Origin of the sequence: Lacihabitans sp. CCS-44 (genome assembly GCF_024343735.1) — a bacterium.
In the GTDB taxonomy this organism is placed as follows: Bacteria; Bacteroidota; Bacteroidia; order Cytophagales; family Spirosomataceae; genus Leadbetterella.
This window is the reverse complement of sequence record NZ_RJUE01000066.1, coordinates 63410-85648: the sequence shown is the minus strand read 5'-3', so window position 1 is coordinate 85648 and position 22239 is coordinate 63410. Positions and strand designations below refer to the sequence as shown.

The 22239-nt window shown below is 38.2% G+C and carries 17 protein-coding genes; 8 read left to right on the top strand and 9 right to left on the bottom strand.

What is annotated here, in order from left to right:
- Positions 1-34: 34 nt before the first annotated feature.
- A complete protein-coding gene (locus tag EGI26_RS20330) occupies positions 35-2302 on the top strand; it encodes an FdhF/YdeP family oxidoreductase (RefSeq protein WP_255080911.1) in 2268 nt (755 codons plus the stop codon).
- 127 nt (positions 2303-2429) lie between these two features.
- Complete coding sequence (locus EGI26_RS20325) at positions 2430-5312, top strand: reprolysin-like metallopeptidase (protein WP_255080910.1); 2883 nt, start codon at positions 2430-2432, stop codon at positions 5310-5312.
- A gap of 4 nt (positions 5313-5316) precedes the next feature.
- On the opposite strand, the gene EGI26_RS20320 is transcribed toward EGI26_RS20325, so the two are convergent.
- The 3 genes from EGI26_RS20320 to EGI26_RS20310 all read right to left on the bottom strand — a co-directional run bounded on the left by EGI26_RS20320 (position 5317) and on the right by EGI26_RS20310 (position 10386).
- Positions 5317-7014, bottom strand: a complete 1698-nt coding sequence (locus EGI26_RS20320; protein ID WP_255080909.1) for a hypothetical protein — start codon at positions 7012-7014, stop codon at positions 5317-5319.
- A 136-nt stretch (positions 7015-7150) separates the two neighbouring features.
- A complete protein-coding gene (locus tag EGI26_RS20315; RefSeq protein WP_255080908.1) occupies positions 7151-7714 on the bottom strand; it encodes a YceI family protein in 564 nt (187 codons plus the stop codon).
- A gap of 128 nt (positions 7715-7842) precedes the next feature.
- A complete protein-coding gene (locus EGI26_RS20310) occupies positions 7843-10386 on the bottom strand; it encodes an outer membrane beta-barrel family protein (RefSeq protein WP_255080907.1) in 2544 nt (847 codons plus the stop codon).
- Positions 10387-10663: 277 nt separating this feature from the next.
- Between EGI26_RS20310 and EGI26_RS20305 the strand changes: the two genes are divergently transcribed.
- Both EGI26_RS20305 and EGI26_RS20300 read left to right on the top strand, forming a co-directional pair.
- Positions 10664-11707 carry a sensor histidine kinase gene (locus EGI26_RS20305; protein ID WP_255080906.1) on the top strand — a complete coding sequence of 348 codons (1044 nt, stop codon included), beginning with the start codon at positions 10664-10666 and terminating at the stop codon, positions 11705-11707.
- A gap of 2 nt (positions 11708-11709) precedes the next feature.
- Entirely contained in the window at positions 11710-12450 is a 741-nt protein-coding gene (locus EGI26_RS20300) for a LytTR family DNA-binding domain-containing protein (protein WP_255080905.1), read from the top strand.
- Positions 12451-12830: 380 nt separating this feature from the next.
- On the opposite strand, the gene EGI26_RS20295 is transcribed toward EGI26_RS20300, so the two are convergent.
- From EGI26_RS20295 to EGI26_RS20275, 5 genes are read right to left on the bottom strand one after another with little or no spacing between them, the layout of a single operon-like run.
- A complete protein-coding gene (locus EGI26_RS20295; RefSeq protein ID WP_255080904.1) occupies positions 12831-14063 on the bottom strand; it encodes a DUF3570 domain-containing protein in 1233 nt (410 codons plus the stop codon).
- Between the two features lie 47 nt (positions 14064-14110).
- Positions 14111-14311, bottom strand: a complete 201-nt coding sequence (locus EGI26_RS20290) for a DUF4266 domain-containing protein (RefSeq protein WP_255080903.1) — start codon at positions 14309-14311, stop codon at positions 14111-14113.
- Between the two features lie 10 nt (positions 14312-14321).
- On the bottom strand, positions 14322-15251 hold the full coding sequence (locus EGI26_RS20285) for an FAD:protein FMN transferase (protein WP_409035391.1): 930 nt from the start codon (positions 15249-15251) through the stop codon (positions 14322-14324).
- Positions 15248-15679: a thioredoxin family protein gene (locus tag EGI26_RS20280; RefSeq protein ID WP_255080902.1), complete on the bottom strand. Its 432-nt coding sequence runs from the start codon at positions 15677-15679 to the stop codon at positions 15248-15250. The genes EGI26_RS20285 and EGI26_RS20280 overlap by 4 nt, the downstream gene beginning before the upstream one ends.
- Positions 15680-15682: 3 nt before the next feature.
- The gene (locus EGI26_RS20275; protein ID WP_255080901.1) at positions 15683-16261 is read right to left on the bottom strand and encodes a (2Fe-2S)-binding protein; all 579 of its coding nucleotides are present in this window, start codon (positions 16259-16261) and stop codon (positions 15683-15685) included.
- Positions 16262-16626: 365 nt separating this feature from the next.
- Here EGI26_RS20275 and EGI26_RS20270 point away from each other — a divergent pair, with 365 nt between their 5' ends.
- Genes EGI26_RS20270 through EGI26_RS20255 form a run of 4 tightly spaced genes read left to right on the top strand, consistent with a single transcriptional unit; the run spans position 16627 to position 20679 of the window.
- Entirely contained in the window at positions 16627-17490 is an 864-nt protein-coding gene (locus EGI26_RS20270; RefSeq protein ID WP_255080900.1) for an FkbM family methyltransferase, read from the top strand.
- A gap of 58 nt (positions 17491-17548) precedes the next feature.
- On the top strand, positions 17549-18523 hold the full coding sequence (locus EGI26_RS20265) for a glycosyltransferase family 2 protein (protein WP_255080899.1): 975 nt from the start codon (positions 17549-17551) through the stop codon (positions 18521-18523).
- A 49-nt stretch (positions 18524-18572) separates the two neighbouring features.
- Positions 18573-20063, top strand: coding sequence for a M28 family peptidase (locus tag EGI26_RS20260; protein ID WP_255080898.1), 1491 nt, complete (start codon positions 18573-18575; stop codon positions 20061-20063).
- Complete coding sequence (locus EGI26_RS20255; RefSeq protein ID WP_255080897.1) at positions 20053-20679, top strand: DUF6966 domain-containing protein; 627 nt, start codon at positions 20053-20055, stop codon at positions 20677-20679. The genes EGI26_RS20260 and EGI26_RS20255 overlap by 11 nt, the downstream gene beginning before the upstream one ends.
- 40 nt (positions 20680-20719) lie before the next feature.
- Here the strand turns inward: EGI26_RS20255 and EGI26_RS20250 are convergent, their stop codons facing one another.
- Entirely contained in the window at positions 20720-22231 is a 1512-nt protein-coding gene (locus EGI26_RS20250) for a gluconokinase (protein ID WP_255080896.1), read from the bottom strand.
- Positions 22232-22239: the final 8 nt, after the last annotated feature.

Below are 22239 nucleotides of genomic sequence, written 5' to 3'. Positions count from 1 at the left end.
TCAAAAGCTTATTTTTGGCACAAATACCTTAAATATGACTTCAGCTCAGCCACCGAAAGACTTTACTGGCATAAAGCAGGAACCCAATACACCACAAACGGCAGTAGGATGGCCGGGAATTATAGCTAGCGTAAAACACGTTTTTGGAGCCATGCCTTTTGGGCGGGGTGTGAAAACATTGCTCAGTCTCAACCAAAAGGGTGGTATTGACTGTCCGAGTTGTGCTTGGCCTGATCCCGACCATCACCGTTCTTCAATAGGCGAGTTTTGTGAAAACGGTGCGAAGGCCATAGCCGATGAAGCCACCACAAGAAAGGCAACACCTGTTTTTTTTCAAAGATACTCGGTAGCCGAATTGGCCGCTAAGTCTGACTATTGGTTGGGTCAGCAAGGTAGGTTGACACATCCGATGGTCATAAAAGAAGGCCAGACGCATTATGAGAAAATTTCTTGGGAAGAAGCTTTTGGGTTGATTGCCACGGAATTGAATGAATTAAATAATCCTGACGAGGCCATCTTTTATACATCTGGACGATCCAGCAACGAGGCAGCGTTTCTTTATCAATTGTTCATACGGGCGTTTGGTACCAATAATCTGCCCGACTGCTCCAACATGTGCCATGAGTCAAGTGGGGTAGCTTTGACCGAGACGCTTGGCTTGGGCAAAGGTTCGGTTACGCTCGATGATTTTGAAAAAGCGGAAGTTATAATCATTATGGGTCAAAATCCTGGGACAAATCACCCCAGGATGCTCACTTCGCTAGAAAAAGCAAAAAAAAACGGGGCGAAGATTGTTGCCATCAATCCTTTGTTTGAAACTGGACTCTTGGGTTTTAAAAATCCCCAAACTATGGAGGGCTTGTTTGGAAAAGGCACTACATTGACAGATTTATATCTTCAAATCAGAATAAACGGTGACTTGGCCTTGTTGAAAGCTGTTTGCAAACGACTGGTTGATCAAAACGCTGTGGATATTGAGTTTATCCAAAAAAACACCAGTAATTTTGAAGATTTTTTGGCACAATTTGAAAACATTGAAATAGGAAATTTACTGACTGATGCAGGAATTTCAGAACAACAATTTGACGAATTGATGAACATTTTGGCAACAAATTCTAAAATCATTGTCTGTTGGGCTATGGGACTTACGCAGCATAAAAACTCGGTGAGTACCATTCAAGAAATAGTGAATCTACTGCTTTTACGTGGAGCCATTGGTAAGGAAGGTGCTGGCACTTGTCCAGTGCGTGGGCATAGCAACGTCCAGGGCGACCGTACCGTGGGCATTATGCACAAGCCATCTGCTGCTTTTAATGCGGCCATTCAAAAGAATTTTGGATTTAGGCCACCTCAGCAGCACGGCTACGATGTGGTGGAGGCCATTGAGGCCATGTATGAGCAAAGAGCCAAAGTGTTTTTTGCTTTGGGAGGAAATTTCCTTTCGGCTTCGCCAGATACCGAATATACGGCTCAGGCTCTGCAAAACTGTAATCTCACGGTGCAGGTTTCTACCAAGCTTAATCGGAGCCATCTGATTCATGGAAAAACTGCCCTTGTTTTGCCCTGTTTGGGACGAACCGATAAGGATTTTCAGAAATCAGGCGAACAGTTTGTAACCACCGAAAACTCTATGGGCGTAGTACAAAAATCGAAGGGCGTACTACGCCCCTTGTCAGAAGACATGATGTCTGAGCCTGCCATCGTGGCTCATTTGGCTCATGGTGTACTTGGCAATAGGCACAATATCAATTGGTTGTCCTATGCGGAAGACTATCGTTTAATTAGAGAGGACATTTCTAAAGTTATAGAAGGCTTTAAGGATTACGACAAAAAAGTAAATGAAGATGGTGGGTTTTATTTGCCAAATGCTCCAAGGGAAGGAAAGTTTAAAACTTCAACAGGTAAAGCACTATTTACAGTGAATCAATGGGAAAAGATATTGGTAAAAGAAGGTGAATACTTGATGATGACCATCCGAAGTCACGATCAGTTTAATACTACTGTGTATGGCTTAAATGATAGATATAGAGGTATTTATAATGAGCGACGGATTGTCTTTATGAATGCCCAAGATATGCAGAAAGATGGAATTGAAAACTATGACAAGGTGAATATTATCAACGAATTCGGCGGAATTAAACGAACGGCTGAAAGCTTTTTGGTGGTTCCTTATGCTATTCCAAGGGGGTGTTTGGCCACTTATTTTCCTGAAGCCAATGTTTTGGTGCCATTGCATTCAAGAGCAGATGGAAGTCAAACTCCTACGAGTAAAAGTGTGGTGGTAAGACTGGAGAAATCATAGATTGAATGTGATTAGACTATAAGAAACAAGTGTCTTTTTGACACAAAAATTCACTAAAATTATCTTTTTAAAAACAAATCTCGTATTTTTCGGTTGATTTTAGTAGGCTCTAACCCAAAAAGAATTAATGAAAAAAACGATTTGCAGTATCGTACTGATACTGTGTTGTCTTGTGTCATTTTCGCAAGAAATCCCTCAAAAAGTTCAACTTAACTTTTCAAATCTTTCTCAAAAACTTTTACAATCAAAAACTGAGAAAACTTTAGGCATAGGTCAATTGGCCAATTCTGAAGCCATTATTAACCTCCCTTTACCGGATAATCGATTTGCGGATTTTAAGATGGTGGAATATCTCATAGTGCCTGACAATGCGAAAACAGACATATGGACCTATTACGGGGAAAAAGTAGGCGATCCAACAGTAACCTGTAGAGTGACCCTAACCAAAGAAAAAATTATGGCCAGCATTATTGAAAACGGCCAAATAATAATTATCGAAAAGTCTCCTAGTGCATTGTTGAGTGATGAATATCAAGTGTTTATCTCAGCAAATTATGAGCAAGCATGTGAATTGAAAGTGCATTCTGAAAAGCAAGGTAAAATCTCTGCTGGTAAGGGAATTCTTAGCTATTCCTATGGTGCAACTCTCAAAACTTATAGACTTGCTTTGGTGATTACTTCCGAATTTTATGTAGCAAGGGGAAATTCTGACCCATTAGTAAATAGTGAAATTGCAGCCATAGTAAATAATCTGAATGGAATTTATGAGAAGGAAGTTGCAGTAAGATTTACCTTGGTGACACCCAATAACCCTATAAGTAGTAATTTTTTTTACAAATATACAGGTACAACCGCCACCTTAATAGGAGATTTGTTCAATATACAAAACGAAGTCTTTTCCCGATTTGGTTCGGCGAACCTAGACATTGGACACTGCCTTCATAGTAATGGCGGTGGGGTAGCTTATCTAAATGGAGTTTGTAATAGTGGATATAAAGCGGCAGCACTCTCTGGAAGCACCACGTCTTCAAATGTTTTGTTATTTGCTCATGAACTTGGGCATCAGTTTAATGCTGATCATACCTTTAATGGAAATGGAAGTGGAAATTGTGGTCCATCTAATAGGGCAGATGATTATGCTTATGAACCAGGTAGTGGCAATACTATTATGTCTTATGCCAATTTGTGTTCTCCCTCTGCCTATAATTTAACTGGTGGTAAAGTGCCTTACTTTCATGCCAAATCTTTGGAAGATATCTCTTCCTATATTACATCTGGCACAGGAAGCACTTGTGGAGTCTCTAATACAACCTCAAACACACCACCAGTAGTTTTGGCTGGTTCGGCTTATACTATTCCTAAAAATACTCCTTTCAAACTTATAGGTTCGGGTACAGATTCGGATGGTGATGTATTATCATTTACGTGGGAGCAGTATGACTTAGCTGCTGTGAGTGATACTGGTAAACTAGGTAACAAGGCTAATTTTCTAGGTGGAGATGCTGTCAACAGCACCACTGCACCATTGTTTAGGACTCAGCAATCTGCCAATCCTTTCAGAAGTTTTCCTGCTATGACTTATGTTCTAAATAATACAAATAATCCAGCCGATAATGTTGGTGAAGACTTGCCCAATGTCAGCAGAGCTATGAACTTTAGGTTAACTGGAAGAGACGGTAGAGTTGGTGGCGGCGGAGTCCATTGTTCAACCGTCGCTGTTACTGTTGATGCTACAAAAGGGCCTCTTTCTGTAACTTCTCCAAATACTGCTACAAATTTGTCGGCAGGAGCATCTCATACTGTTACATGGGCAGTAAATAGTACCAACTCATTAAGTGCTAATGTAAAAATTCTACTTTCAATAGACGGAGGCTCTTCATTTCCATTTGTATTGTCAGCCTCAACATCCAACGATGGGAGTGCAGCTGTGATAATTCCTTCAAATGTACCCAACAGTACTACTGCTCGTATAATTGTAGCAAGTAACAACAGCACTACCGCTGAGTTTTTTGATGCGTCGGATGTGAATTTTACTATAACTTCCACTTGTTCGTTGTCAGCAACATATATTTGTAATGAAGATGCCATCTCTGTAAATGCTGCTAACTCGTCTTTAAATTTAGGTTTATCAAAGTTCAATGGGACGGCTTTCGCAAATGGTTATAGATTTATTCAGAATATATCTCCTTTTACTTCAAGACCCTTTATTCAACATTCTAATTCAAATTATACTGGCTGCGTTGATAATTTTGGGGATGTATATTCTAAACGAATCCTTATCCGAGTTACAAAATCTGGACAATATAATATTTCTGTAGACGCTGTAAACGGATTTTATAGTTATTATTCTGTATTTAGTAATGCTCCATATAATTGTACAAGTGGTACTTTTATCGGTTCAAATTCAAATTCCATTTCATCTACCTATTCAAGAAATATACAACTTGAAGAATGCCAGTTATATCATGTAATTGTATATGACAATGTGAATTTTGATTTAAATATTTCCGGCCCTGGTGAGGTCTTTGAGGATATTTCCTTGCCATCTTCTGGTACTTCTTACACATATGTTGCTATTAACCAAACCACAAATAGGATTACCGATGTGTCTGCCTCTTCAAACTTCACGGGTACGGCCGCAGGAATTTACAAAATATATGGTTTGATGTATGCTAATGGATTTAATGTTAATACTTTGATTGGGAAAACCATTGAGCAAGCCTATGGTTTGGGAAGTTGTATTTTGTTTAGCAATAATTCGAAGCCAGTCACTATTCTTCCCAATCCTTGTGCGGCTACGCTTTCGCTTACAAATCCTGCTGACAATATATCTTCTGGCGTAGTAATAAAAGCAGCGGCAAGTGGAGTAGGAGGCAAGATAACCGCCACTAACCTAGTAAGTGGCAACGGCACCAGAGCAACCTACACCGCTAGAGCTATAGAACTAAATGAAGGCTTTTTGGCAGACCAAGGTACTGTTTTTAGAGCTGAAGTAGGTGGTTGTAATTGATCACTTAAATCAAGTTTTTGGATATAAAATACACCAAAGAGTCTGGTGATATTTTTTCATGCGATGGTAGCTGCTGGCGTAAGAAAACGGTGAGTTCGTATTCAGGGAAGAACTTGCTGAGGAGTTGATATACTGTCAAATAAGATTCTTTTTCTGCTCTGCCAATTTCCGCTTTTAAACTAGGCGACGTATGCTTAAAGTAGTTAATGATATTTAAAAATGTCTTCTTTTTATTTTGCGTCAACATTTCTTCTAAATAGGGAACATAAAACTGAATGAAGCGGAAATCTACCAGATAGTCTATCAATTTATTGTAGTTTTTCTCATATCCCGCCAACTTGATGCAGAACAAATCGGTGGGAGTGAAATTACCTCTTTCTGAGTGAGTTCTGAACTTGGTCAGAAGATTGATACGATAGCTCTTCTTCTCGTTTTCGTCTTCTATGTTTTCATAAACCTCCAAGAAATCCTCAAAGTTGCCTGTAAAGGGGATCATTTGTTTTTTAATTTCACGCGATTTTTCAGGTTGTTTAGTTGCTGTATATAATTTTTTTAGAAAAGCCCAATAGGGAAAGTTATACTCGGCATAATAGTTATTTCTGATAATGGCATTACAGAATTCAATTGCTCTTTCAAACTTTTTGTTTTCTATAAGTTTTCCAATAAGATCTACATTGAAGTCATTGTCATAACCTATCGGAAGTAGATAATCTTGGTATTTTTCAAATGTCTGGGTAGTTTCTATCATAGACCAAACCACTTGTGTGAAATATTTGTCGCCAAATTTGGTATCGGCATGAAATTTTTTGTACTGCTCTAGTACCAAGTCAGTAATTTGCTTTTGATTATTTTCATTGGCTTTTCTAAAGATACCCCAAAGTATTTTTAGCATGGTGGCGTCAAATCCTCGCGATGTCACCAAATGGAAGCTTAGAATCTCTACGGCCAATTTGAAGTCAACCTCAGAGAGTTGTTGGTTAAAAGTCGTGGCAATTTCTGCTTCTATCTTTTTCTGAATATTGCTATAGCTTGTGGAGCTTTTGGTATATAATACAGAAACTTGGTTGAACATGGCTATATATAGTAAGTCCAGCTGTTCAAAATGAATATAAAGGGTTGGATTTTTAAGGTACAGTTTTAGGTGATTTAGTGCAAAACTTTCCCACAACGACATCGCCTTTTTGAAATCGGCAGTCTCAATATTCTTTTTAGCTCCAATAACTAGTTTCAGAAGTCCTTTTAGTTTTTTTTCAAGCTCAGGCAAAGTCCAAAGTTTTTCTTCTTCTTTGGTAAATTCTTGAATAAATTCTGCTTGAAGTGCCTTATCTTTTTCGAAGGTTTTTAGTACCCAAGTTTTGAGGTCCTCGTGGCTCAGGTCTGAAAATATACTGTCTAATGGTGATATTTTGTTCTTAATGAGTTTTGGGGTCGCAACCTTTTCGTTTCCAGCTAAATGTATCATTAAAGCAAACTTATGTTGACACATTCCGTCGCCTTTTGGGCATTCGCAAGTGCTTGAGAGGATTTCCTGCTTTGTACTTATGTTAAGACTTACATCAAATGACTGGTCGCCTTGGTCTACAAACGCCACGAAGTTTCCTTTTTTCTCTTCGTCACATTCTCTTACGGTACACTGTGCCGCCCAAAGTTTGGTATCGTCGGCAAAATGCTTTTTGAAATTTTTGAGGCTCAGGTTGGCCATAAAATATTCTCTTTTTTATCAAAAATAGCTATAGGTTTTTTGGTCAGCAAATATTTGAATCAGAAAAGCGTAAACACAAAAAAACAGCCCCTCTTTCGAGAGACTGCCTTTTATCTATATCACTTTTACCCCAACCTTAATTCAAAGCGAACTCACCACTTGCTGTCAATTCTACGTCTTCAGCAACAACAGCACCCGGCATAGCACCTACACCAAAGTCTGTTCTTTTTATAGTACCTGTTGCTTTAAAACCTACCAATTTCTTTCCTTGACGGTTTGTTCCAGTTCCAAGTTTAGTAAGGTTCAATGTAACAGGCTTAGTAACACCTTTCATGGTCAAGTTACCCGAAAGTGCATATTTGTTTCCTCCTGTGCTTTTGATTCCTGTGCTTTTAAAAGTCATTGTAGGGTGCTTAGCAGTGTCGAACATATCTTCTTTTTGTAAGTGTCCATCACGCATGTCATTGTTGGTGGTTACTTTAGTCAAGTCTGCTGTAAGCTCAAATTCGGCATCAGAAAAATCTTCTTTTGAAGATGTAATGCTGGCGTCAAAAGATTTGAAAACACCGTCAACTTCTGACATCAAAAGGTGCGTAACCGTGAAAGTCAACTTTGAGTGTGCTTTGTCTAGGGTCCATTTTTGGGCTGAAACGGCAATTGTAGTGAAAAGTGCGATTGCCAAAAGACTGATTTTTTTCATTTTAGAAATAAATTTTAGATTAGAAATTATATAATTGAATTATAAGAATACGGTTTAAATTTGAATTGGTTGCTAGAGATTTTAAAAATTAGCAAATCTTTAACATATAGATTTGCTAATTAATGTCATTAATTCTCGTCTCCACCACCGCTTTTCACGTCGTCGTTTTTAACTTTTTTCTTGTCTGCTACAAACCTCATGTTTCCTATTTTATAGCTAAACGTCGCTTTTATGTTCGAATTGTACATGTAATTCACCGACTTTTGGAAAATCACGGGTGTATCTGTTGAGTTTCTCATTACCATACCTCCAAAGAAGTTTTCTGCAGCCATACCAAGGCTGGCTTTTTTGCCGAAATCCTTTCTGACACCCAATGAGTACATACCCATGCCGCCTTGTGTTCCTTGTAGGTTTATGTTGTTGCCTCTCATACCACCACCGGCTTGCATGGCCCAGCCTTTTTTCATTTTTAGGTTGGACATTAATCTTCCGCTCAACACTATGCCGTCGTTGCTAACTTTTTCTGATATGCCAGTTAAGCCAGTTTGGAAACCTTCCAAATATCTGTAATACACATCCACACCACCATTAAGTGTCCAGTTTGATGATAAAATAACGTTTCCGAAAACGTTGGTACCCAAAGTTTGCTCTTTTCCGATGTTTTCGAAAGTAGTCACAATAGCACCTGGAATAGAATCAGATGCAAAACTTACTCTTGTTATGGAATTGTTAGATTGACGAGCAAAAAGCGAAACTGTCAAATATGATTTTTTGATGCTTTTGCTTATGCTAAACTCCACGTTATCTGTCAATTCTGGATTTAAGCTTGAGTTACCGTAGCTTATATTTAACGGATTCACCAAGTTTATGTTAGGGTTGAGCTGTTGTAATCCAGGTCTTTGTATTCTTCTGTTATATCCCAACTTGTAAGTAGTAGCCTTTATGGATTTGGAAACATTAAAACTCGGTACCAAGTTAGAGTAGGCAGGTATTTCTATGGCTCCTCTTGAGTCATCAGCAGTTATTTCGGTGTATTCGTATCTTGCTCCTACCTTAAAATTGAATTTCTTTTTGGTTGAGAACAAATACGAAGCATAGGCTGCCATTACGTTTTGCGAGTAATTAAGATATCCTGAAGGATTTCTTGCATCGCTGCTAAAGCTTCCAGTAGGGTTTGCCAAAAGATATTCAAACTCACTTTCTACGGTTCTAAATACACCTTTTGCACCGAATTCAATCTGTTGTTTTTTGCCAATTGGACTTACATAATCTGATTGCAAAGTGATTTCGGTGTTTAGGTTATCGTTGATATTTTTTTGTCTGCTCAATATTTCGTTTGAAATACTCAAAAGGTCAGAGTCAAAATTGTTAATCAATTTATTCTGGCTAAACTGTGTCGATACCGACCATTCTTGGCCAGGCTTAAAGGTTCTGATGTAGTCAATATTGGCGTCCATAGAGTTTGATCTGTCTACAGAAGATATATCTCTGATAGACGAATTAAGCAAAGAACCATTTAGGAAACTAGAAGAATTTAAGACTTGGTCTCTGTCAAAGCTACGTAAGCCGAATGCTAAAGTTCCAGACAAAGATTGGTTTTTCGCCAAGTCATAGTCTAGGCCTATATTATATCTGCCGAACATACCAAAATGGTTTCCGTCTTGGTTTTGCTCTGTGCTAACGCCTGTGCTTTTCAGCAACTGACTTGTTTCGCCTGCAGATTTATTATAAAATGCTCTACCAAAACCACCAAGTGTAATACCTAGCTTGCCCTTACGGAAGTTTCCGTTTAGGCCAAGATTAGACCCTCTCAAACCTACGCCTGAGTCTATATTAAGGTTTAAACCTTGCAAAGAAGATTTTTTGGTAATAATGTTGATAATACCCGCAGAGCCTTCGGCATCATATTTGGCAGATGGTGAAGTTATTACTTCCACACTTTTGATAATGTCTGCTGGAATCATTTTCAAGGCATCTGCTATACTGCTCGCTACAATTGTTGAAGGTTTGTTGTTGATCAACACTCTGATGTTTTCACTTCCTCTTAGGGAAACATTACCTTCCAAGTCTACGCTCAACATGGGTACATTTTTAAGTATATCCGACGCATCGCCGCCTTTGGCTGAGAGGTCTTTTTCGGCATTGTAAACCAATCTGTCCACTTTTTCTTCTATCATGGCGGCTTGTCCGCTTACCACCAACTCGTCCAGTTGTTTGGCACTTTGTTTAAGCTTTATAACGCCCAATTCAACATCTTTGCCTTTTTCTACGACAACTTTCTCTATTATTTTATTGTCAAAGCCGATAAAAGATATTTGAATATTATAAGTACCAGCGGCTACCCGTTTCATGGAGAAGAAACCTTTCTCGTCAGCCATTGTGCCATCCACAGGTTTTTTGGTTACTGGGTTTATCAATGCTATGTTAGCAAATTCTACAGCCGTAGTTACTGCGTCATCTACTACATTACCCGATATTTTTGAGTTTCCTTTAGGCACATTGGCCTCAAGGTCAAGTGTTGCAGGTTTCTGGGTATTTCCTGATGGTCTTCCGTTTTCGTTGCCGCCAGGTCTTCCCATTCCTCCACCGCCTCCGCCACCCGGAGGGCCAAACTGTGCAAATGTTGCATTAAATCCAAGGCCAATCAATACTGTCAATAAAATCTTTTTCATTTTGTTTTTTTTTAAATGATTTATGTCTTTCGGTGGAATAATGACACAAAATAAAGATAGAAGTTTAAGAACATTTGTGAGCAATAGACCAAAAGGGCTAATAATTCGACAATATGGTGTGTTTTCCAACTTTTGACTGCTTTTAGACGAATAATGCCAATCTTCGAGCCAAAAAGCCCATTTGTAGAACATATAGGCCGAGATATATAAAACAGTAGGTTTTATGAGATAATATCTTCAAAATCACCGTAATATTGAATGTTAATAACCTAGATAAATGCAGACTAAAGCAATATTTTCAAACAAAAGAGTACTTGTGATGCACCTTTCTTTTTGGTGTCTATATTTCTCTTTTTTCTTTTATCAGATTACTTTTTTTAGACATAAAGACGACATCAATATCGGTCGGGCACTCGTTGATGCCTTGTCACATGTCTTTTTTATGGGTACGGCCAGTTATCTCAATTATTTCATTTGGTTACCCAGGTTTCTTAAACACAAGAATATTTGGAAGTATCTGTTTGAGTTTTTTGTGCCTTTCGTAATAGTTGTTTTCTTGCATATTTCGTTTAAAAGATTTTTATACTCAGAGTTTATAGAACAAGGAAAGGGTTTTATGAATACCGGGAAATTTATATTTCAACACACAGCCGTAACGCTTTTTATAACGATTTTTGTAGGTATGCTCAAGTTTGTGGAGGATTGGTTTGCTTTGGAGTCTAAAAAGAAGGAAGTAGAAAATGAAAAACTTGTGTCGGAATTAAGATTTTTGAAAGCCCAGATTAACCCGCATTTTCTTTTCAATACACTTAATAATCTGTACTATTTGGCCACCGTAAACTCTCCAAATACCACCGAGGTCATAGAAAAACTCTCGCAAATGATGCGTTACATGTTATATGAGTCCAATCATCCGCTGGTTTCATTAGAAAAAGAATTGGCTTATATGGAAAACTACATCAGTCTCGAAAAGTTGCGATTAGACAATCAAGTACCGGTGACTTTTGATGTAATCGGTAATCCTAAAACTGTGCAGATTGTACCTTTGATATTAATTACCTTTCTTGAGAACGCTTTTAAGCACGGTGTAAGCAATAATTTCAAAGGTTCTTATGTCGAGCTTTCCGTTGAAATACTCCCTAAAAGTATTGTTTATAAGGTCAAAAACAGTAAATTGCCCAAAGATTCTATTTTGGAAAAGTCAGGAATTGGCCTGCAAAATGTGAAGCGAAGGTTGGAGTTGAGCTACCCCGATAAATACATTATGGAGCAGACCGAAACCGACCATACTTATGAAGTTTCGTTGAAAATTGACCTTTAGAAATGACCCCTTATAGCTGTATTATTGTTGAAGATGAGCCACTTGCACGCAATCTCCTGTCGGCCTATATCTCTAAAGTGCCAAGGTTGGAACTCAAACAATCGTTTTCGAATGCATTGGATGCCCTTGAGTATTTAAGAGAAAATCCAGTAGATGTTCTTTTTTCTGATATTCAAATGCCAGAGGTAACGGGTATCACTCTCCTTAAATTATTGAAAACCAAGCCTCTGATTATTCTTACCACAGCATATTCGGAGTATGCTCTAGAGGGTTACGAACTCGAAGTGTACGATTATCTTTTGAAACCCATCAGTTTTGAGCGTTTTTTGAAAGCCGTAGAAAAGGGAATTGCGAGATTGGACGGCAATGTTTCTCAGTCAATTACCACAGTCATTCAGGAAGTTCAATCTGCTCCAAATCAGGACTATATTTTTGTAAAAGACGGAACAAAACTCATAAAAATCAATCTCTCAGATATTCTGTATATAGAAGGCTTGAAAGACTATGTGTGCATATATACACCTCAAAAAAAGATAATTTCTCTTCAAACTATGAAATCACTTGAGGCTTCATTACCGAGTGATAGGTTTATAAGGGTTCACAATAGTTTTATAATTGCATTTGCGGCCATTGAAGAAATAGAAAAAGATAGATTGGTAATAAACAAATCTACAATTCCGATTTCAGATACATACAAAAAAGCCTTCAGAGAAATGATAGATAAAAGGCAGATTGGGGGATAGTTGTTTGTGTAGTATCCACAGCGGTCAGACGATAGTCGGACCTGAAAAACGCCAGTTTTTTTTTAACGCAAAGGCCCCAAAGGTTTTTCGCAAAGCTCGCAAGGTTTTTTGTTAATATTTGGCAAATCTTTATTCTATAAGCAGCCTAACACTAGTCGAACCTGAAAAAACGCCAGTTTTAAAAAGAAAGAACTTAACATTTTCTGTCAAGGAAGCGGTCAGACGATAGTCGGACCTGAAAAAACGCCAGTTTTAAAAAGAAAGATGTTTGCTTTTCCTGATAACCAGCAGCACACTTCAACTACCGCCCAGTGTCAAATAACCAGTCAACCAATCTACCAGTCAACCAATAACCAGTCAACCAATAACCAGTAATGAGATCACTTAATCTTAGTACTCAATGAAATAACATGTGAAACCATGCCATTTGTACGGTTGTAATGTCCATATCTAACTTCCAGCGAATTCCACCAACGGTTACCCAATATTCCTCCTGGAGGAGCAATTCTTAACCCAGCACCCCAAAATGCACTGTTGAATCCCGAAATGTCGTAGTCGCTGGTATAATATTCTTCGGCTAAAGTATGCTTTTTATAAGCTGCAAAGTACTTTACTGCCGTTTGGCTATTGAATCTATAATGCGGCGTAAAAGATAAAAAAGAGTTGATTTTTACAGAAGTTTCGGCACTGACGGTGTGGGCGGTCATGCCCCAAGAGTCCGTGTAGTATCGGTAGAAAGTCCTAAAAATCACCCTATCACCCATGAAATAGTTGGCTCTAACACTCATCGGTAATTTTGCTCTTTGTCCAGGTAATTTCTCTACTTTTAGCGTGTTATTTGTGAAATATACTCTATGAAATGGAGTACTCAATAGGCCTTCTTGAAATGCAGGTTCAACAGTCAGCATCATTTGTAATCTTTTAGAAATTACTCTGGACACTCCAATAGATGCATTGTAGGAATTTCTGTTTTTGAAAGCAATGCCCCCTTGATCCCCTTCAGCACCAGACGGATATGCAGTTGGACGAAGTTCATAAGGCAAAATGGCCATCCATTTATCAAAAAAAGCACCTGCTTTGAGGCTCAATTCCGTATTGTTGTCTTTAGAACTTTTGCTGTAGCTAATGTTTCCTCCAAAAGACTCATAGTCCCATTCGGTAGAATACGCTGCACTTAGCCCAAAATTGCTATGTTTAGATTCATCTTTTCTACTCCAAGCCACAGTTGGGTAGAAGTGGAGGTCAGTCATAGATGCAGAAGACAGAGAGCGAGAGTCTATCATATCTGATGAGGCAGATGAATAATAATCCATGGCGGCATCTAATACTACAGCGTTAGTTCTAAGTTTTTTGTCAGTAAACGACAGCTTCAAATCTAGAGAATTGGCAGCATCCCAGAGCTTTTCTGTACCGATTCCACCTGTAATGGCAGAGTTGTTGCCGGTTTGGGTGTAATAAGAACTTACCAAATTAACCTCATCAATTTTCAAACTTTTTAAGCCTGTTTTTTCTTTTTTAGCTTCTTCTAATTTGAGTTCAGGAGTTTTGGTTTGGGCATTGGCACCCAAAACTACGCTACAATATATGCCTATGCTTATAATTACTTTCTTCATCTAATTTCTAATTGTTTGATAATGGCCCGATTAGGTTTGTTTTTTGATTAATTACAACCACATCCACCACCACTTTTTCCGCCGTTGGCACCAGCAGCACCTTCACGATAGAGATAAAAATTGGTTTCAAATTTTTCTACTTTTCTGTTCGCCAACTCCATTTCGGAGTCGTTTATTCTGCTTTTTTGGTATTCCTTTACACTCACACATGAGCCAAAAGACAAGGCCAAAAATAAGATTGAAAGCATTTTTCGCATTTTAGTCGATTTTAATATTGTCTGATTTATAAACATGGTTGTGATCATCAATTATCACGCACTCTACACCTTTTAACTGATTTATGAGGTTCAATCCAGCCTCTACACCCATAATGGTAACGGGAGTAGCTAAGGCATCGGCAAGTTCTGCAATCGGGCAAATAATACTTACGCTCTTTATTCCAGAAATTGGATAGCCCGTTTTTGGATTGATAGTATGCGAGTATTTTTTACCGTCAATTACTACGAATTTTTCATAATTTCCAGAGGTTGCTACTGCTAAGTTGCTGATATTCAATTCCGAAAACGCTTGTGTCGGTTGATCGGGATGAGCTAAGGAAATAGTCCATGGCTTACCATTGGGCTGATTTCCCCAAGTTATGAGGTCTCCACTTGCATTCACAATTCCCGTTTTTACGCCTTTGTTTTTGAGCAAATTAGCAGCCCTGTCTGCCGCATATCCTTTGCCTATTCCTCCAAAACCTATCCGCATTCCTTTTTCTTTCAAGAAAACAGTTCTTGCTGTTTTATCTAAAATGATATTTTTAAAATTTATCAATTTGACTTTTTCTTCGGCAGTTTTAGGATCAGGTATTTGAGTCATGGCCTTGTCGAAATTCCAGAATTGTTTGTCTAAAGAACCATAACTCAGGTCAAAGGCTCCATCTGTCAATTCCGAAATTCTTTGGGCCCTTTCTATTAATTCAAACACCTCTAAATCTACTTTTACGGCCTTTATTCCAGCATTTTCGTTTATTTGGTTGGTCTGGCTATTCTCCGAGAATGTAGTCAGTAAGCTTTCAATTCTCTGTATCTCACTTACGGCCTCATCTATTAGTAATTCTCCTTGAGTGCTATTATCAGCAGCCAAGGTAATTACAAATCTGTTGCCCATCAATCGGAGCGTTCTTGAAAAAAGCTTTTGATTCAAAAGTGCGTAAGTATTTGTTTTTTAAGGGATTGTGTGTCGAGATTTTTGGGGTATCCGTCCCATTCTGTTATCACTTTGCCTTCGGGGTTAATTAATACCGTCAGCGGGAATTTACCTTTAGGATTATATTTTTCGGCCAATTTCTCGTTGTACGCAGTCTGTTCTTTCGATAGTTGATTTTTCTTCATTCTTGGAAAATCTGCTCTTACCAAATTCAGATGCTCTTTCGCGAAATCCTGAAATTCAGCAGTTTCAAGTACTTCCTGCTTCAGTTTTATGCATGGTCCACACCAGTCAGATCCAGAGAAATACAACAAAACCAGTTTGTGGTTTTGCTTTGCATCTGATTGTGCTGTTTCGAGGTTTTCGCCCCAAAGAGCAGCATTGAGCATAAACGCAAAGAGGATTTTTATTGCTAATAGTTTCATTTTCTAGTAAATTATGAGCGTATTGCCGTCGGTGGCTGTTTTGTAAATTGTTAACCCTTTACTACCGTTGGAGTTTAATCCTTTACCTGCTAGAGAAAATCTAGCTCCATGATCAGTACAATACCACTCTTCGTTGGAGTAAATGATTCGTTTTTTTGGTTCGTGGCTACACGTTACTGTGGCGGCTATGAATTTGCCTGTTTTTGAAAGTGCCACTACGTAAGAACTACTTACTACTACGTAACCACCCAAGGATTTCAGTTTAGTATAAGTAGAAGATGTTAAATCTATCTTGAGCTTGGCTGTAAGTTTGTTTAGCTCTTCGGTCGTAATGAACTGAGTCTTGTCAGCATTGGTAGCCGCATATGTCGTTGCAGTGCTAGTTCCAGTAGTATTACTTGTACCAGTTGTCGTTCCCGATGTAGTACCAGTAGTTGATCCAGTGGTAGCTGTTCCTGTAGATCCGTCAGGGTTTTGTACCAACGCTTCTACATAGCTGTCGTCAGTTTTCACGCAAGAAAGCAGTGTCATCAAAGAAGCCCCAGTAAATCCAGCAGATTTTAAAAATTCGTATCTCGTCATTAATATGCGTTTGTTTTGTATTACTTTACGAATTAGGAAATTGAAATGTTGCCACAAATATTTAAACTTTATTAATTTATAATCATTCTAAAATATCGTTGTTTAATCTTTACATTTCCACACTGGACGTTTTTTTTTCTAAAGATCAAAAGACATAAATGAGGTTTTGAACAAATATTTGAAGTCAATGTTTTATGATAATCATTAGCTAAATTGAAGGTCTAAAAAGGCCAAACCAAATAGGTTTATTGTATTTTGAATAGATTTTTGAATTTTCAAACTGAATTACTATATTTTTACAAACAATTAGTGTTTTCATGTTTATTTTGCATTGTCAAATTTGATTACAATCAATAAACTCGGAAATGAAAGTTCCAATCTACGAAAAATTGATTCCTAAATCTATAAGATTACAATGGCTCAAAAATAAAATTGTAAAGTATTTAGGTGATCGCGTTCTGAATGATGAGCAAAGAGAGGTGTATGAATATTTGCAAAATCATAAACTGAGTGTTTTTCCGTATAGTTTTCCGCAAAAGTATATTTCTAATGATATTTTCATCGAAACTGACCCTGAGAATGGACTTTATTATACGCTTTGGGAAGGTAAAAAACTATATTATAAAAACGGACATCAGTTTAATAAGGCACAAGTGTATTTTAATAGTTTACTGCTGGAGCAAGACCCACTTTCTCCCCATCGTTATCTTACTGATACATTTGATGTAGATATAAATGACGTCATAGTAGATGTTGGAGCCGCCGAGGGTAATTTTTCTTTGAGCGTTATAGAAAAAGTTAAGCAAGTCTATATTTTTGAGGTTGAAAAAGACTGGATAAAGGCTCTCGAAGCTACTTTTGAGCCTTGGAAAGAAAAAGTCAAGATAGTTCAGAAATATGTTTCTGATCAGGACACCAACATGAGCATCAGATTGGATACTTTTTTTAACAAAAATCAGAAAGTAAACTTTATTAAAGCAGATGTAGAGGGTGCTGAGGCTCAAGTGATTAATGGAGCCTCGGACTTGATAAAAGCACAATCAAATCTCAAAATTGCTATTTGTACTTATCATCGCCAGACAGATGCCGAGGATTTAGATAAGTTATTGAAAAACAAAGGATTTGAAAATAATTTTTCTGACAAATACATGATTTTCTACTATGGAAAAACAAATATTGTTAAGCCTCCCTATTTAAGAAAAGCCGTTTTGAGGGCAACAAAAGTATAGTTTTTTAGTACTTTCATTTCTCTATTTAGATTTTCTTGTTTCCAAATTTCGATTCCAAATGGATATTCTTTCAGTTGTCATTGTAAACTACAAAAGTTGGAGCATTCTTAGAAAGAATCTTGATCTATTGGCATCTTATCATTTTGAAAATATCGAGTTGGAGGTTGTTGTAGTTGACAATTTCTCTGATGACAAAGTTTTATCAGTCTTCAAATTAGATTATCCTCGGTTTAAAATAATAGAAAATTCAGGTAATTGGGGCTTTGCACACGGCTGCAACTTAGGAGTAAAACATACACACGGTAATATTTTACTATTCTTAAATCCTGACACTTTGGCTCCTCAAGAATCACTAGAAAGGATGTTTTGGGAATACAAGGCAAATCCAGAAATTGGGATTTTGACTTGCAAGCAATCTGAAAAGGCGTCTTCCTATCAAAAAATATCTCCAAGTATTTTTACACTTTTCGGGCCTCAAAGAAGCCTTTACAAGCTATTAAATTCTTCAAAATTCAAGGAATCGAACTGCCAAACATGTAATGCCAAAGTAGTTTTTCCTGACTGGATTTCAGGCTCTGTTGTAATGATTTCGAGGGCGTGGTTTGATAGGGTAGGAGGCTGGAATACAGACTATTGGATGTATTCGGAGGACGTGGAACTATCTAAAAAAGTTAAAGATGCTGGAGGATTGTTGGCCTTGCTTTGCAATGTAAACATAGTACACGAACACGGAGGTGCCAGCAGAATCAACCTAGAAACGTCCGCTCTTACAAAGACCGAAGTAATTATTTCGCAGCATGTTTATATCCAAAATAATTTTTCTGAAATACAGAAAGTGCCGAGTCATATACTTTTGGTGATCAATACTTTATTCTTTAAAGTGATTCTCGGAGCTTTTGGTCTGGTTTTGTTTTTTTTACCCAAAGCGAAAGTTCAAACGCTAATTCTGAAGAACTGTTTAAGATACTATTTTTTGGCACTAAAGAATCAAACTTGGCTGAGCCCGAAGAGTTATAATTTTAGAGAGCGATAGAATTGTTTCACATTCGTTTTTTCATCCTTATATTTGAAATAAAAACCTTATGCTTCGTAATAAACTGACTTTCATCTTACTTTTTAGCACATTTATTTCGGCATTTTCTCAAAAGCTCAACAAGCTGCCTGAATACACCCTTTCTCAAACCGAAGCTGAGTCGCACATCAGGTTTTTGGCTTCCGACGAAATGCTGGGTAGAAGAACAGGAGAAGTAACCAACAATGTGGCGGCCAGATACATTGCTGAGCAATTTCGAAAATTGGGCATAAAAACGACAGGTGGTCAGCCCGATTATCTACAAAAAGTGCCACTAGAGTATTCAAAAGGAGGTAAAGCCAGCGAAATGTTTGTGGGAAAAGACACCCTGAAGTCTGGCAAAGATTTCGTTATGTTGAGTGGAAAGGCTGCCAAATTTCAAAATACACCTGTAGTTTTTGTGGGTTATGGCTGGATAGACGATAAACAAAACGATTACAAAAATATAGACGTAAAAGGCAAGATAGTAGTTTGTCAGTTTGGAATTCCGAACAACGACAAACCATTTGAAAACATGACTGGCTCTACAAAAAAAGCCAAGTTTGCTGCCGAAAATGGTGCTTTGGCCTTGGTTCAGTTGTATAATCTAAACTTCCCGTTTGCATCCATCATCAGAAACTTTGGTGGCGAAAGACTCATGGCAGCTTCGGGCGTCAACTCTGAAATTCCTCACATTTGGGTCAACAGTACATTTATTAAGCAGTTTTCGAAAGAAAACATGAACTCTTTGGGAATGAATGTAGGGGAAGTGGTGAAGAAACAAGTACCGGCTTACAATGTGGTTGGTGTTATAGAAGGCACTGATTCAAAGCTCAAAAACGAATATTTGGTTTTGTCGGCACATTTTGACCACATCGGTGCAGGTAAAAATTATGGAAAAGTGACCGATTCGGATACTATTTTTAATGGCACAAGAGACAATGCCATGGGTACAACTGCTCTTTTGATGGCTGCAAGGTCGTTTTCTGCTCAAAAAACCAAGCGGTCTATTCTTTTGATAGGCTACACCGGAGAAGAAATGGGTATGTTGGGTTCAAAATATTACGCTGAAAATCCACTTGTCCCACTCAAGCAATGTATTTTTAACCTCAACAGCGACGGTGCAGGGTACAATGATTCTACAAAAGTGACCATCAATGGTTTGGATAGAACTGGAGCCGAAGGAGACATCAAAGCAGCCGCAAAGGCTTTTGGAATAGAGGCTATAAATGATCCAGCACCTGAGCAAAATTTGTTTGATCGTTCGGATAATGTCAGTCTGGCCGCCAAGGGAATTCCTGCACCAAATATGGCTCCGGGATTTACGGCTTTTGATGCTGAAATTGGTAAATACTACCACCAAGCAGCAGACAATCCCGAAAACATAAGCATGAGTTATTTGACAAAATTCTGCAAAGTTTATATTCATTCAGCCAGATTGATAGCCAATAGGGCCAATGCACCGAAGTGGAAAGTTGGCGATAAATATGAAAAAATAGGTCAAGAGTTGTATGGGAAATAGAGAATTGAATAACTACCTAAAAGCCTTAGAGTTACTGCAAAAGCTACTTTCGGCCAATAATGAACCTTTTTGGGCCAACTGGATGCAGCAAGATATGGAGGAATGGAACATCTCGGAATCCACTGAGCATCATCTGCATGCTTTTGGCGGAGCTGGGTCCTTCAACGATATCAATCTCAATTATGGAGAGAGTTTAGGGTATTGGAAGAATGCCTTGTTGGGTAATTTGGCCAGTATTTCCTACGGTTTTGCAAAAGATCGTTCGTTTGTATTGCCTGATAATGGTTCCGCAACTTTGGATGGGTCAGTGTGTCAAAAATGTAAAAACGTTGTGATAAATGAAAACACAATTACACGGTTTTTGGCGGGTAAATTCACTCCAGTTTTTATAGCAGAGTATTTTTTGACAGATTCGTATCATATCTTGTTGGAATTGGAGAAATTGGTTTTAGATACCCGAATTGAGACATCTAGGAAGGAACTTGAGCATGAAATTGATCAAAATAATGCTCAAATTAGCTCAGAAAATAATGCTTGGGCTCCAAATTGTGGTGCTTGCGGCGGCACTGAAAAGGTTTATTGGGAATTCTCACCCGTGTTAAATAATCGGTCGTGATTTCACTTTGAGAAATTAAAGATTCGGTTTAATAGATACCTTACTGCAATTTCTCAATCAGCTCAAACTCTTCAGACAGTTTGTACGTTAGCCTTTGAAATATGTCAAACAGTTTTTGGTAGGTATCGTTGTTTTCGGCTACAGGTTCAAAAACATTTTTCATGGCGATACTTTTGGCGGCTTCCTCTAAGTTTTTAAAAATCCCAGCATCTATCATTCCGAGCAAGGCCGCTCCTTTGTTTACGTTTTCTGCCTCGTCTGATACGATTACTTTTTTGCCAAATACGTCGGCTATTATGCCAGCACAAATGGGCAAGGCTGCGTATTTTCCAGTCAAATATAGCTTGTCAATTTTGCGATATTTCTCTAAAATTTTGCCAATGCTGTATATTTCAAGAATAATACCCTCAATGGTGGCACGCAAAAAGTGTTTTGGTTGATGTTTGATATTTATTCCAAAATAACAACCTCGGGCGTTGGAGTTCCAAATTGGAGCTCTTTCGCCTAATAAATAGGGCAAAAACAGTAGTCCGTTCGAACCTGATTTTACTAAAGTGGCTTCTTTGAACAAATCCTCTACTGCGTCTTCAAAGTCGACTATAACGGGGTGGTTTCTGAAATTACTCGCAAACCACTCCAATACAACCCCTGCGTTGTTGGTTGGCCCGCCAGAAATATAGGTTTCTTCGTCAAGTACGTAGTTGAAAAACCTATTCTCATTGTCTTTTATTATTTTTTGACCTGCCACTCTCACAGCACCCGTATGGCTTATCGATATGGTGGCTTGGCCTTCTCCAAACACTCCCGACCCAAGTGTTGCAAGACATCCATCTGTGCTTCCTAAAATTATTTTGGTGTTTTTGGGCAATTGAAGTGATTTTGCCAGCCCTGGTTTTATTTTAAGATCCGTGTTAAATACAGAGGCGTGGTCAGAAAACTGCATTGTTTTTAGTCCTGAAATATCCAACGAATCCTGCTCCCATTTCTTCTCTTTGATGTTGAAAAGGCCTGTAGCTGAAGCCATGCTATAATCTATAACGTACTGATTTGTAAATTGATATATAATATATTCTTTGATAGATATGAACTTGCTGGTTTTCTTGAAGCGTTCGGGTTGGGCGGTTTTTATCCAAGCGATTTTGGCCAATGGCGACATGGCGTGTATAGGTGTGCCGGTGTTCTCGTAAATCTTTACCCCATTCGCAGATTTCTTTATCATGTCGGCTTCTTTTTTTGCTCTATTATCCGCCCAAATTATTGCATTTCCTAGCGGATTTCCGCGGCTGTCGATGGGCAATACGCTGTGCATGGCAGCACTGAAAACGATAGATAAAACCTTGTGGTTTTGTCCTAATATTTGCTCTCTTATGAGATCCTTCAAAACAAAAAGCACCGTTATGAATACCTGTTCGGGGTCTTGTTCGCTATAGTCGGCCTGCGGATAGAGTATCGAGAATGAACCCTTCCTAAAGGCCACGAGTTTTCCGTCAAGGTTGTATGCAGCAATTTTAACAGCCGAGGTATTTATGTCTATAGTTATGATACAATCCATTTTCTTTC